Genomic DNA, 13,994 nt, shown 5'->3' with positions numbered 1-13,994 from the left:
TACAGGTGGATAGGAATGAAGAACACACAATCTATCAAACAGACCTCCAGTATATCTTCAATAATCTTACACAGTCTGAAAAAGAAAAACTCAAAGATGCATCAATCTTGATAACTGGTTGTGCTGGATTTCTAGGATATTATTTAATGTCTTTTTTATCTGAATACGCAGAAGAACTAGGAATTAGAAGTATTATAGGAATTGATAATTTTAAACTAGGGAAACCCAAATGGATTACGGACATAAACAGATTAAATCCAAAGATTGAATTATACACTTTTGATATTACAGAATTTTCACTGTTCGATACATCAAAAATTGCTGATATAGATTTTATCATTCACATGGCTTCCATTGCTTCACCGACCTATTATAGAAAATTCCCATTGGAAACAGTGGATGCAAATATTTGGGGATTAAGAGCATTGCTTGATTTCTATAGGGGTAAAGAAGTTAAAGGATTTTTATTTTTCTCAAGTAGTGAGATCTATGGTGATCCTTTTCCAGAGTATATTCCGACTACCGAGGATTATCGAGGAAATGTGTCTATGATTGGACCACGTGCATGCTATGATGAGGCAAAAAGATTTGGTGAGACACTTTGTTATTTATATGCTGAAAAATACCAAATGCCAATTTCTATTGTCAGACCATTTAATAATTACGGACCAGGAATGAGATTGAATGATAAGCGGGTACCAGCTGATTTTGCAAAAGCAGTTATTGAGAATCAAAAACTAATCATGCATTCTGACGGAAACCCAACTCGAACATTTTGTTACGTAACTGATGCTATTACTGGTTATTTAAAGGCTTTACTCTATGAACCGTTTGACTACTTTAATATAGGCATAGACAAACCGGAAATTTCAGTAAAACAATTAGCCGATATTTATAAGGATGCAGGCGAAAGAATTTTTAATTACAATCAATCAATCGAATTTAGAAAATCGGAAGAGAAGAGCTATTTAACTCATAATCCATTAAGAAGATGCCCGGATATCTCAAAAGCTAGAAAACTATTAAATTATACTCCTTCCATTTCAATTGTCGAAGGTGTGGATCGCTTTCTAACCTTTTTAAAAGAAAGAGGTGAAATTCATTGATTACCGTTATCGGTCTTGGTTTTGTTGGATTAACAACAGCTTTAGGATTTAGTGAAAAAGGATACAGTGTTTATGGCTATGACATTGATCTAAGAAAAAAAGAGAAGTTAACAAAAGGGACTATTCCTTTCTTTGAACCTAACCTTGATGAGAAATTAAATCAGCATTTAAATAAAGGTTTTAAGATTGTAGATCATTTACAGGAAGCAGTAGACAATAGTGAAGTCATTTTTCTTTGCGTAGGAACCCCGAGTAAAGCCGATGGAAGTGCTGATTTACGCTATATATTCGATGCCGTTAAAAGTATAACCGCATGTATAAAAAAGCCAGATTATAAAGTATTGGTTCTTAAATCAACTATTCCTCCATCAACAACAAGTGAAAGTATAAAACCATTTATAGAAAATCTAGGCTTTAAGGTTGGGATTGATATTGGCATAACCAATAATCCTGAATTTTTAAGAGAAGGGTATGCCTGGGAAGACTTTATGGTTCCAGATCGAATTGTGATTGGTCAAGAAGAAGATAGAAGTGGCCAAATAGTAGAAAGGATTTATCAATCATTTAATGCTCCAATGTATAGGGTTAGCCTTAATACAGCAGAGTTTATTAAGTATTTATCTAACACTTTACTTGCATCTCTCATTAGTTTCGCGAATGAACAGTCATTGATCGCTAAGAGCATCGGAGAGATTGATATAAAAAAATCATTTCAGGTTCTGCATCTTGATAAAAGATGGTTTGGTGATCCCGCAAAAATGACATCCTATGTTTATCCAGGCTGTGGATTTGGTGGTTATTGTCTCCCAAAGGATACGATGGCCTTAGTTAACCAGTCATTAAAAAACTCCTACTCACCTGAACTATTAAAAGGAACCTTAAAAGTAAACGAGACAATAAAAGCATATGTCGTAAATGATATTGCTGAAAAAACAGGGGAGAAAGAGCCTATCGGAGTTCTTGGTTTAGCATTCAAACCAAATTCAAATGACATAAGGGATACACCAGCAAAGTCAATTATTGAGGGTTTATTGCAAAAAGGATATCAAAATATTATCGTTTATGATCCGATGGCAATCGAAGAGTTTAAAGAGGCATATAACCTACCAATTGAGTATTCCCCGAATTTAAAATCGCTACTTGCAAAAGTAAATCATGTTGTTATTTTAACAGCGTGGAATGAATTTTTAATAAATAAAGAATTGATAGAGCAAAAGAATGTTTTTGATTATCGGTATATATACGATTAATCAACTTTTATGAAAAACTTCCTGATTACTCATTTAGGAAAATTTAATTTGGAAGGGGTTTAGACATTTGAAACACTATTATTGTTCAACATTTAGCAAGGATTATACCTATAAAGGTCTATTACTATACCATTCTCTAGAAAAGCACGATAAAGATTTTGAGTTTTTTATGATTTGTCTTCATGAAGAGGCCAAAGCTTTGTTCGAGAAAATGAACCTCCCACATGCAACGATCATTAGTATGGAAGAAATCGAAAAGGATGACAAGGAATTACTATCCGTTAAGAACTCACGAAATGACAAGGAGTATATCTGGACATCTAAGGCATCCATATGTCTATATTTATTTAAGCATTTCTCTGAAATTAATCATATTGTATGGCTAGATGGAGATACTTTATTTCTCTCTGATCCAGAACCTATTTTTACCGAATGGGGAGACTATTCAATTACACTGACAGAGGAAAAATGGCGTGAAGAACATAGTTTCTTAGGGGATACGAACGGTGTCTATAATACTGGATATATGGGCTTTAAAAGAGATGAGCATGCGATGGAGTGTCTCCACTGGTTTAGAGAGAAGTTAATAGAATGGTGTTTTGATAAGTGGGAACATGGACTCTGGAGTGATCAAGTATATGCAAACGATTGGATGAAAAGGTTTAAAAATGTAGGAATAATCGAAAATATCGGAGTAAATCTTACTCCTTATATCATAAATTATCGGTACAATGATCGTTCAATCATTAAATCAGGTAATGATATTTATATCGATCATGAAAAGGTCATATTTTTCCATTATTATGGGTTTAAATATTTTGATGGTAATGTATTTGACATCTGCCACTATGTCATGAATCAGAGAGATGATGTAATTGAACATCTTTATATCCCTTATCTAAATGCCTGCAACGAAATAATGGATAAAATTAAAGCTGTTGACAATACCTTTACAATCGAAAAAAATAGCAAAGATTATCATGTTAGAAATTACTTTAACCTTCAAGCGAACATGTCCACTGATGAGACCTATGACCTTTGTACAATCATTAGCGCAAAAAACCTAGCACAAGGCTTAGCTCTATATCATTCCCTCAAAAAACACACACCTAATTTTCGACTTTGGATTTGTTGTCTAGATGATCGTACCTATTCCTTACTGAACAAAATGAATTTAGATCATGCCATTCTAATTACTTTAAAAAACATCGAAGGCAACGAGTTATTAAGTATTAAAGATAGTAGAAGCTTCGATGAGTATTCTCGGACCCTAAAAGCTTCATTTATTTCATATGTATTAAAAAATAACTATACTGTAAAATCTGTCATCTATACGGATGTGGATATGTATTTTTTCACAGATGTTAGAAATGTATTTCATGAGTTGAATGAACAACATCCTATCAGTATGGTTCCACGAAGGGCTTCTGCTGAAGAAGAAAAAAAATATGGAGTTTACGATTCCGGGCTTATCGGTTTTTACAGAAATGAAATCTCGTTTGACTGTCTTTTTAAGTGGAAAAAAGATTGTGTCAACTGGTGTTTTGATGTCGTAGAAGACGGACGCTGGGCCGACCAAAAGTATTTAGACCAATGGATTCACCATTTTCCAACTGGGAAGGTCATAGAGACACCTCATACAACAGCGGGGCCTTGGAATGTGAAAGAAAGTCTACATGCTGATAAACTTTTTGCCTATCATTACAGCGGGTTCGTCATTCTAAATCAGATTGAATTTGATTTGTGCAACACAAATACTTTAAATGAAAATATGATCAATTCCATTTATTCGCCTTATGTTAAAGCTGTAAAAGAGGAAATGGAAAAAATAAAATCAGTAGATGAACACTTTTATAAGAGTGATCATCGAAGTAATGCCGATTACAAGGCTTTAAATTATTTTCATATTGATCATCTTTAACTACGGGAGAGATTATCGTGGAAAATTTTTTTAGTAATCAAAGGGTTTTAATTACAGGGGCCAACGGATTTATTGGGTCCCATGTAGTCCAAAGAATGGTACAAGAGGAAGCTCTAGTATCAGTTCTAGTTAGAGAATCATCCGATTTATGGAGAATTGAAGAATATAAAAAAGATATTGATATTCATCTGGTGGATTTAAGAGATTCATCCGCAATAGATAAAATTGTTAAACAAATTAAACCCGATTTTATTTTTCATGTTGGTGCTTATGGAGTAGATTCAAGACAAAAGGATTATTTTACTGCTGCTAGCACAAATATTATGGGGACAATGAATTTACTAAATTCCGTAAAAGACATTGGATGTAAGAAATTCATTAATGTTGGTACATGTATGGAGTACGGTGATAAACAGGAGATTATTAGGGAGAATTCATATTTAGAGCCCGATAGCATTTACGGAAGCACGAAAGCATCAGCCACGATCATTGCTCATCAAATTGCAAAGGAGAACAACATAAATCTAGTCACGCTAAGGCCTTTTGGAATATTTGGTGAAAAAGAGGGAAGCCATAAATTCTTTCCTTATATTATTCTCTCAATTTTAGAAGGGAAAGAAGTGAACTTAACACCTTGTGAACAATACCGGGATTATTGTTATATCGAAAATATTATGGATGGATTTGTTTTAGCTGCCAAAAATGAAGCTGTTAACCATGAAGTCTTCAATATTGGGAACGGTGAAATCTTCAAATTAAAGCACTTTGTAGATATTATTTACAAAGAAATGGGATTACAGAAACAACCCAATTATGGAGCAATACCTTATAGAAAAAATGAAGTTTGGAGACAGCAACCAGATACAACTAAAATTAAGAGACTTTTAAATTGGGAACCAAAGGTAAGCCTAGAAGAGGGGATCAAAAGAACAATTAATTGGTATATGGCAAATGAAGAGAAATTCATCGGTACAAAGAGATAAAGAGAAAACGGTAAACCACCTTTTGGAAATCTAGAGCGGAGAGGGAGTGGGAAGTTGAAAAAAGGTTATGAGTTAATTTCTATAAAGCCTTTCGAAGATAAGCGCGGAAGTCTTAAAAAAATTATCATGAAGAGCCAGCTAGAAGAAAATGAACAAATCGAAGAGGTTTACGTGTTATATTCTGAATGTGATAGCGTTAGAGGAAATCATTATCATAAAAAAACATTAGAATATTTTGTGGTTGTTAGTGGAAGAGCAAAAGTGGCACTGAAGAATTTAGATTCAGGAATGGTAGATGAACTCTATATTTCGGCGGAAGATCATGTCGTTTTAAAAGTACCGCCACAGGTAGTCCACGCTTTTAAAAATGAAGAGGATTATCCGTTAATTATGCTTGCTGTATCTTCTAAGGAATACAACAAACTGGATACAGACACATTTCCAATGGAAATCTTACAGTAAGTCGAGATTCAATTAAAAAAGGACTTATAAAGAAATATAATGTGGAAGGCAAAAAAGCACAGCCCTTCCACATTTGAATTTCTAAACGAACACTTAACCTAGCAGCGTTTTTTTCAAATTGTAGTTTTTTATGTTTAACAAGATAGTCATTTCATTGAACGGTAATCATTTCCTCATACAGGACTTTTTGTATAGGAAAATGTAACTAAAATAGTCTAAATATTCAATAAAATGATTGTATACGTACTTATATAAAAGAGATTAACATAGTTTTGAAATCCTACATTCCCTTTTAATAAACTTTTGAGTGCCATTCAGCATTATAAAAGTTTATATAACTTTTAAAAGAAAGGAGGAACAGTAGTTTCATATTTTTATTAATTAGATGGGAAGGGTGGAACAGTATTTGAAGAGATTTAAAGTAATTTTCTCTGTGTTTTTGATTTTATTATTAGTTAATAGTAGCTTTAGTGTCGTTGCAGCGAAAGCAAACACGGACACACCCCCAAATGCACCTGCATCACCTGTAAAATTACAGATCCCAAACCTTGCTTCTGATGAGGACAGCATCACTCTTGTGTGGGAAAAGCCGGAGCAATATAAAGACATCGTTGATTTTAATATCTACATGAATAAGAAGAAAATTGGAAGCGCTTTAGAGGATAATAGTGGACCAGCGAAAGCCTATATCGATAATTTCTATAAAAATATTGATAAGGATGATTTCCACGAGAAGATTCTAATCCATAATTTTCAGGTCAATAATCTTAAACCTAATAAATCCTATGAATTTTATGTTACTTCAGTAAATGCTGAAGGGGTGGAATCAGCACCTTCCAATATTATTGTAGGAAAAACAACAAAAGCACCCGAGATTTTTAATATCGTAGATTTTGGAGCAACCCCGGATGACGATACAAAAGATACGGAAGCTATTCAAGCAGCAATTGACGCTGCTACACCTGGTGCAAAGGTGTTAATTCCGGATGGTAAATTTATCTCTGGAGAATTGTGGCTTAAATCAGATATGACATTACAAGTGGATGGATATTTACTTGGGTCTCCAGATGCAGAAGATTACAGTATGAATTTTTGGCTTTATGATTATTCAACAGATGAGCGCTCATATTCACTCATCAATGCACATACATACGATTATGGAAGTTTAAAAAACATTCGTATCGTGGGCAACGGTATTATTGATGGAAACGGATGGAAGTATGATAAGAATCATCCTACAATCGATGAACTAGGAAATGAATTACCACGTTACGTTGCAGGGAATAATTCAAAAGTAACTGGGAATGTCAAAGTAGAAAACGGGAAAATGAGCCCTTTAGATCTTGAGTCTGATGGTACTTTAGGAATTTTGGCTGCAAACCAATCATATGCAGCACAAGAATTAGGTATGAATGTGAAATCTGCTTATGCTGCACGTTCAAATCTAATTACTGTTCGTGGCGTAGATGGCATGTACTATGAAGGCATTACACAGCTAAATCCTGCAAATCACGGGATTGTAAACCTTCATAGTAAAAATATCGTTATAAATGGGACCATTTCTAAAACATATGACGGAAATAATGCCGATGGTTACGAGTTCGGTGACTCTCAAAATATCATGGTATTCAATAACTTTGTTGATACAGGTGATGATGCTATTAACTTCGCATCAGGTATGGGACAAGCAGCAGCTAATAGTGAACCTACAGGAAATGCTTGGATATTTAATAACTATATTCGCGAAGGGCACGGTGGGGTTGTTACTGGTAGTCATACAGGTGGTTGGATCCAGGACTTCTTAGTAGAAGATAATATCATGTATAAAACGGATGTTGGTTTACGTAGTAAGACAAATACACCAATGGGTGGTGGGGCAAAAAATATCCTTTTCAGAAACAATGCCTTAGAGGGTATTGATGGAGACGGCCCATTTGTCTTCACATCTTCCTATACGGATGCAAATGCTTCAATCTTATACGAACCAGCGGAGATTATCTCGCAATTTAAAGACATGGAGATTGTAGATACAACCGTTCGAAATCAAGGCGGTAGTAAAAAACAATCTATTCTCGTTAATGGTAATAATGATGCTGGTGAAGTTTATCATGAAAATATTACATTTAGAAATGTCAAATTTGATAATGTCTATTCTGTTAATATGAATTACGCAAAGGGCTTCAAATTTAGTAATGTATCTTTTACAAATGTGAAAGATAATGGTGGAAATCCATGGAGAATTAAAAACTCTACTGGACTTGTTTTTGAGAATACGACAGATGCTCCATCAGATGCAACTCAACAACCCGTATGGTCTGAAAATGCAGGTATTCAAGCCGAATCTTCTCCTGATGGAAAAAGTGTAACATTAACTTGGGATGAAGCTACTGATAATGTAGGTGTTACGGGGTATACCATTTTTAAAGATGACGAAAAGCTCAATGAAGACTATACAACAACTAATCAAACAAGTTTTACTGTTGATGGGCTCACTCCTGCTAAAGAATATACATTTAAAGTTGAAGCTACTGATGCAATCGGAAATCGAACTGCTAATGGTCCAGAAATCAAGGTGGAAACAAGTGGTGAGGCTGACAAAATAGCTCCAGTTTTACCTGAGAATACAAAGATCTCAGAATCAACTACTAAAATCCCTTCTAGTGATACTTTTAGTGGGAAAGAAGTAGATGTTGTGTATACAGGATTTACTTGGACTTCTATCACTTGGGATGCTGCAACTGATGATACTGGTATAGCGGGTTATAATATTTACGCAAATGAAGAGTTACAAGGATTTGCAACATCTAATAAATACACATTAACAGGTCTTAAACCTGGCACAACATATAATATTGAGGTTGAAGCAGTGGATCTTGCTGGTAACAAATCTCCATATAATAGTGTTCTAGAGTTTGAAACAACTAAATCTTACCCAATAGGGGCACCTTCTTTTGAAGGCGACTTAAAAGCAAAGATCAACACAGACGGAACAAGCGTTTCCCTCTCATGGAATGAAGCAGAAGCAGAAAATCAAGATGTAATCGGGTACCGAGTATATGTGAACGGTCAACCGATCAAACCTGATGGCGGGACATTTACACCGATTAATTCGGAAATGACAACATCTGAAACTAGCTATACCGTAACTGGACTAAAACAAGGAAAACGCTACACCTTTAAAGTGGAAGCAGTAGGCCACGGTATTAAATATTCTAAAAGAGAAAGACTCTCAGATGTGCTACCGAACGGTCTGGTCGAAGTCTCAGGTTACAGATGGAGTGGATTTGGACCAAGTGTCGATGTTCACCTCATTCCTGGCAAAGCAAAGAGCGAAGAAGCTAAATCTAAGTAGTATATAAGGCAAAGAGGTTGAAATAAGCCAATGTCATTAAATTGACATTGGCTTTTTAGTTCATAAAAATACTGTTATGAAAATGACGTTAATCTTTATAAAAAAGAATAAGAATGTTCATTCCCACCCCCTTAATAAGTGATATATCCTTTAGTTATTGTCCTCTTTTTTTGACAATTTAACACGTTTTTGAAGGACGGAAATATTCTAAAAATAGTTTATTAGAAATAGTGTGATGATGGATAAGAGGAATCTAAACTGGCTTAAAATGAGGTCATTTGCATGGACAAGCTATTCTATAAGCATCTCTTTTTGGTAAAGTCATAATCTTCACCTTTTCCAATTAAAAATAGGCATTAGAATCAGGCACAATACCCAATAATCGTTCATAGTTTGTTGAGGAAAGGCTTTGAATTATTTCCAATATAACTTAAACATTTTAGTTTTCTATTTTGTTCGTTCTATTTACTTTTAAAAGTACTTTCACCCCTTATTAAATGAATAATCGGAGGTAATGTTCGTGAACAATTTTCAAAATGAACTCCAAATGTTGAATGTTGGGGATTTCCATTCGAGTGATGCAGTTCCTTGGGACCCAAATCTGTATTATGATGAATCTGCCCGACAAATAGGTGGAATTGGTGGATTCGGTACATTTGGACGATGTTCAAGTTGCTTTAGTTGTTTTCGATGCTTTAACTGCTTTAGTTGCTTTAATTGTTTCCGTTGTTTCAGCTGCTTTAGTTGCTCTAATTGTGGTGGAAACTGTGGAGGTGGACACCGTTGTGGAGGCGGAGGACGCTGTGGAGGCGGACACCGTTGTGGAGGTTATTAATTCGAATGTAATTACTAAACTAATCTAGCCTATTAAAAAGTGCAGCCCCTGAAGTAATTGCTTTAGGGGCTTTCTCTCTAAGATTAGACATATAAGACAAATTTCTGTACATAGGATTATAGTGAAGTGATGATATAGAATCCCTAATTGGATATTTTGTAAAGGAGGAACGAAATGACAAAATTAACCCCTTCTATGCGTCTCAAGGTAAAAAGGGACACGTTTTTTCTCCCTAATGCAAACAATGGAGTATATTTTCGGAACAATACAAGTTCGTTCCGTATGGAAGGAAATACAATTGATAAATGGGTTGAAAAGCTAATACCGATGTTCAATGGTGAATACACGTTAGGGAATTTAACAGAAGGGTTACCCGAACCATATCGAGAACGGGTATATGAAATCGCAGAAGCATTGTATCGTAACGGATTTGTTCAGGATGTAAGTCAAGATTTGCCGCATCAATTGCAACCTCATGTTACTAAGAAGTATGCATCTCAAATTGAATTCCTAGAAAATTTCGGAGATTCAAGCGCATACCGCTTTCAACTTTATCGTCAGTCAAAAGTTTTGGTAGTTGGATCTGGTCCATTTTTAGTATCTTTGGTATCTGCATTACTCGAATCAGGATTACCAAAATTCCATGTATTTATTACCGATCAAGTATCCACTAATAGAAAGAGGTTGTCAGAACACGTTGTACATGCACGTCAAACCGACCCAGAAGTAATGGTAAATGAGTTAACCCCACAGAAGGATGGGATGAGTTCATGGCGGAAAATCGTGGAAGAATTTCAATTCATTTTGTATGTGTCACAAGAGGGTAATGTTGAGGAATTGCGGGCTCTTAATAAGATTTGTACAGAAGAGAAGAAGGGATTTCTCCCCGCTATTTGTTTAGAACACATTGGTATGGCAGGTCCTCTAGTACGTCCTGAATCTAAGGGATGTTGGGAATCTGCATGGAGGCGCATACACGAATCTGCACTTCACAACGAACAGCCGTTATCCAATTTCTCTCAAATAGCAGGAGCAATGCTTGCAAATGTAATCGTCTTTGAATTATTCAAGGAGGTTACCAGAAGAACTAAATTGGAAGAAGAGGATAATCAATTCTTTTTGCTTAATCTAAATACACTGGAGGGTAACTGGCATTCCTTCATCCCACACCCCTTTGTGTCGAGATTTGCAGAAGCTAAACGGATACACGATTTAGATTTACGGATTAAAGAAAAAGTTAGCGGTGGTGATGTGGATATATTGTTTCTATTATTCAATCATTTGACATCACCTGAAACAGGAATTCTTCATACCTGGGAAGAAGGGGATTTGAAGCAACTTCCCTTATCACTCTGCCGGGTTCAGGCAGCAGACCCTTTGTCAGAGGGGCCGGCTAAGCTGTTGCCAGAGATAGTCTGTGCTGGTTTGACTCATGTGGAGGCTCGGAGGGAAGCAGGTTTGATTGGAATTGAAGCCCATGTGTCTCAACTTTTTAATCATTTCTTTAAAACTCTACCACAAAATGAAGTAGATGCTAGTATTGAAGAAAAAAACGAATTTATCGGTGTAGGAATGGGGGAAACGTTAGCAGAAAGTGTATGCAGGGGATTGCAAAAGTGTTTAGTTAAGGAACTAAGTGAAAATAATGTAGAAAGGAAGCATACTGTTTCACTTGTTGAATTGAAATCATTAGAAGATAAGCACTGTCAGTTTTATATGCAGGTATTGACTAGGTTGAATGGAGCACCGGTTGTCGGCTTTGGGGAGAAAGTTTCTGGATTCCCTGTTGTTTGGATTGGTACTAATAACAGCTGGTATAGCGGTATAGGATTGACTATCACAAAGGCATTGGAAAACGCGTTAGAACACGCGATTATGAAGGCAGAAAACATTGGGGATTTACGAACATCTCATGCATTGGAAGTTTCTTCGGTACATCTGGAGGAATCTGTTCCATTAAACCTTGAAATTCCTTCTTCTGAAGGGATGATACATGCTGAGATTTTGAATTCCGCTTTAAAAGTATTAGAACGTAACAATAAACAAATATTGGTATTTGAACTTCAAATCGAACCATTTTGGAAAAAGGAACAAGTTGAACTGTGTAGTGTTCTTTTGCGAAAGGTGGAGTCAACATGATGAATCCTAACGTGGTGATTATCGGAGAAGGTTTTTTAGCGGATCATGTGTCCGAAGAATTGGCCTCCCATTACATGTTAATTCGTCATTCCGATCTCGACTCAGGAATACCAGAAGAGACTAATTTGATTTTAGTATTGCATGAAGCCTGGAATCCCTCAATCTATCAAAAGGCAGAAGAGTTACTACGCCCTAAGGGAATCCCCTGGTTACGAGGTTTTGTTTCATTTGGTGAGGGTGTGGTTGGTCCGTTGGTTCGTCCAGGTTCCACAGGTTGTTCCCAATGCGCTGACATGAGACGATTCATGGCTGGCCGTGACCGAATAGAAATGCAGGATATGCAGAAACACCTTGCGGAACAAAGAGGAATTACTCGTGATGTTTGGGCATCTAACACGGGTCTTTTGCAGATGGCTTATTTGATAGTTGGAGAGGTCCAGAGGATTCTAGGAGGAAATATCCCTCACTCAGAGGGAAAACTGCTATTAATGAACTTGCAAACTCTAAAAAGCTCATGGCATTCCTTTCTTTCTAACCCTCTTTGTTCAGTTTGCGGCGGACTTCCCGAAGATTCAGCAGATGGTGCCAAAATTACTCTCCAACCAACTCCTAAGACCAGCCTTGACAGTTATCGATGCCGTTCCATAGACGACTTAGAAACATTTTTAGTAAATGACTATTTGGATCCTAAGACTGGCTTTTTAAATGGTAAGATGTATGACCTCTTGCCGCCTTTTGCCGATGTAGGTGTTAATTTGCCTTTGTTGATAGGTGACGAGGGAGTTGCCGGACGGACTCATTCATACAAAGTAAGTGAATTGACTGCAATATTAGAAGGCTTGGAGCGGTACTGTGGTCTTGCTCCACGTGGCAAAAGAACTGTCATACATGATAGTTTCCGCAATTTAGAAGGAAAAGCACTAAATCCTCTCACAGTAGGCATTCATGAACCGGAAAAATATTCTCAACCTGGTTTTCCATTTAAACCGTTTGATCCTGATCGCTCAATGAATTGGGTATGGGGCTATTCACTTTTGCATGACCGACCAATTCTTGTTCCAGAGTTGCTTGCCTATTACAGTTTAGGCGATGGGGAGGGGTTTGTCTATGAAACCTCAAACGGATGTGCATTAGGCGGAAGCTTAGAAGAGGCTATTTTCTACGGAATAATGGAAGTAGTGGAACGTGATTCATTTTTGATGACCTGGTACGCGCAAATGTCCCTCCCCCAAATAGACCCATATTCATCTAACGATCGGGAATTGGGGTTAATGGTAGATCGTATACGTGCAGTGGCAGGATATGAAATATTTTTGTTCAACTCGACGATGGAACACGGAATTCCAAGCGTATGGGCATTGGCAAAAAACAGAAAGAAAGTTGGATTAAATATTATTTGTGCAGCAGGAGCGCATCCTGACCCTATTCGAGCTGTAAAAAGCGCAGTTCATGAATTGTCCGGTATGATGCTCACGCTTGACGAAAAATTCGAAGATAACAAGGGAGAGTATGTTACTATGTTGCAAGATTCTTCTCTTGTTCGGAAAATGGATGATCATGGCATGCTCTATGGATTGCCACAAGCGGAAGAGCGACTAAAGTTTTTGCTGCACGAAAGTCGTCCTTTGCGAACATTTGCCGAGGAGTTCAAGTTGAAGATGCCACATTCAGACCTTACCGAAGATCTTAAAGACATACTCCAGGAGTTTCGTCGATTGAAACTCGATGTAATTGTTGTGGATCAAACAACATCGGAAACCCTACGAAATGGACTTCACTGTGTAAAGGTAATAATACCAGGAATGTTACCGATGACATTCGGACACCATCTTACTCGAATAACTGGACTTGAGAGAGTATTGAGGGTACCGATGGAACTAGGGTATGAGAATCATCCTCTTACACTAGAACAGCTTAATCCACATCCACACCCGTTTCCGTAAGTA

General features: G+C 36.6%; 9 protein-coding genes. All 9 read left to right on the top strand.

The annotated features are described in order from the left end of the window. Positions 1-5: 5 nt before the first annotated feature. Positions 6-1,106: an NAD-dependent epimerase/dehydratase family protein gene (locus ACFSFW_RS05100; RefSeq protein WP_388035705.1), complete on the top strand. Its 1,101-nt coding sequence runs from the start codon at positions 6-8 to the stop codon at positions 1,104-1,106. Further along, complete coding sequence (locus tag ACFSFW_RS05095) at positions 1,103-2,356, top strand: UDP-glucose dehydrogenase family protein (RefSeq protein ID WP_388035703.1); 1,254 nt, start codon at positions 1,103-1,105, stop codon at positions 2,354-2,356. Before ACFSFW_RS05100 ends, ACFSFW_RS05095 begins: the two co-directional genes overlap by 4 nt. Before the next feature lie 67 nt (positions 2,357-2,423). Beyond that, positions 2,424-4,277: a glycosyltransferase gene (locus ACFSFW_RS05090; protein ID WP_388035700.1), complete on the top strand. Its 1,854-nt coding sequence runs from the start codon at positions 2,424-2,426 to the stop codon at positions 4,275-4,277. A 17-nt stretch (positions 4,278-4,294) separates the two neighbouring features. Continuing rightward, entirely contained in the window at positions 4,295-5,260 is a 966-nt protein-coding gene (locus ACFSFW_RS05085; RefSeq protein ID WP_388035698.1) for an NAD-dependent epimerase/dehydratase family protein, read from the top strand. Between the two features lie 54 nt (positions 5,261-5,314). Continuing rightward, the gene (locus tag ACFSFW_RS05080; RefSeq protein ID WP_388035695.1) at positions 5,315-5,722 is read left to right on the top strand and encodes a polysaccharide biosynthesis C-terminal domain-containing protein; all 408 of its coding nucleotides are present in this window, start codon (positions 5,315-5,317) and stop codon (positions 5,720-5,722) included. A 406-nt stretch (positions 5,723-6,128) separates the two neighbouring features. Then, positions 6,129-9,074, top strand: a complete 2,946-nt coding sequence (locus ACFSFW_RS05075) for a fibronectin type III domain-containing protein (RefSeq protein WP_388035692.1) — start codon at positions 6,129-6,131, stop codon at positions 9,072-9,074. A gap of 514 nt (positions 9,075-9,588) precedes the next feature. Next, positions 9,589-9,909: a heterocycloanthracin/sonorensin family bacteriocin gene (locus ACFSFW_RS05070; protein ID WP_388035689.1), complete on the top strand. Its 321-nt coding sequence runs from the start codon at positions 9,589-9,591 to the stop codon at positions 9,907-9,909. Between the two features lie 174 nt (positions 9,910-10,083). Beyond that, positions 10,084-12,048, top strand: coding sequence for a putative thiazole-containing bacteriocin maturation protein (locus ACFSFW_RS05065; protein ID WP_388035686.1), 1,965 nt, complete (start codon positions 10,084-10,086; stop codon positions 12,046-12,048). Beyond that, on the top strand, positions 12,048-13,991 hold the full coding sequence (locus tag ACFSFW_RS05060; RefSeq protein ID WP_304220198.1) for a TOMM precursor leader peptide-binding protein: 1,944 nt from the start codon (positions 12,048-12,050) through the stop codon (positions 13,989-13,991). The genes ACFSFW_RS05065 and ACFSFW_RS05060 overlap by 1 nt, the downstream gene beginning before the upstream one ends. The last annotated feature ends 3 nt before the right edge of the window (positions 13,992-13,994 follow it).

Source organism: Ferdinandcohnia salidurans, from assembly GCF_042680725.1.
Classification (GTDB): domain Bacteria; phylum Bacillota; class Bacilli; order Bacillales; family Bacillaceae_L; genus Ferdinandcohnia; species Ferdinandcohnia salidurans.
The sequence above is the reverse complement of the archived record's forward strand: the minus strand, read 5'-3'. Positions and strand labels throughout refer to the sequence as shown.